At 76.0% G+C, this 718-nt stretch carries 1 protein-coding gene; it reads right to left on the bottom strand.

The window, feature by feature from the left end; translation table 11 throughout:
* Positions 1 to 81 precede the first annotated feature (81 nt).
* Complete coding sequence (locus AC2W7G_RS17765) at positions 82 to 513, bottom strand: protein kinase family protein (RefSeq protein WP_485869597.1); 432 nt, start codon at positions 511 to 513, stop codon at positions 82 to 84.
* Positions 514 to 718: the final 205 nt, after the last annotated feature.

Below are 718 nucleotides of genomic sequence, written 5' to 3' on the forward strand. Positions count from 1 at the left end.
GACCGTCCTCGCGGACGTCCAGGCCCGGCGCGAGCGCGTAGGCGACGCCCAGGCCGACGATGCGGACCGCGCCGGACTGCTTCACCAGGACCTGTCCGGGGGTGAGGCGGCGGTGGTGCTGGCCCTGCTCGTGGGCGTTGGCCAGGGCGCGGGCCACCTCGGCGACACGACGGCCGCGCGGTGGTTGGGCAGGGTGCCGTGGCGCAGCAGCTGGTCGAGCGGGAAGGCGCGGGCCCACTCGCGCACGACCACGGCGAAGCCGGCGTCGTCGTCCAGGACGTCCAGGACGCGCAGGAACCGGGGGTCGACCACGACGGTCGAGGCGCGGGCGGCGGCGACGAAGGACGCGGCGCGCGGGTCGTCGGAGGCCAGGGCCTCGATGCCGACGTTGCGCTCCAGCACGCGGTCGCGGGCCCGCCAGGTGGTGGCACCCAGCCGCTCGGAGACCTGCTCCATCAGCTCGTAGCGCGCGGCGACGACGTCCCCGGAGGAGGGGAACCGTCCGTCCGCCATGTCGTGCCCTTTCGCCGCTTGGTCCCACCCTAGGCAACGGGCCCGAGGAGCGGGCCGGGGACTAGCGCCGTCGGGCCACGACGGCGAGCACCTGGCCGATCTCGCCGATCCGCAGCAGCCGCGGCCAGCAGGTAGGTGGCGACGCCGAGCAGGCCGCCGACGCCGAGGCGACGAGGCGCCGCGCCTGGTCGAGATCGACCAGCCC

The sequence above is a fragment of the Aeromicrobium sp. PFPM2_SD2 genome, from assembly GCF_057364525.1.

What these genes read in the sequence shown, in the direction of transcription:
- AC2W7G_RS17765 (WP_485869597.1), bottom strand. Translation starts at nt 513, where the DNA reads ATGGCGGACGGACGGTTCCCCTCCTCCGGGGACGTCGTCGCCGCGCGC.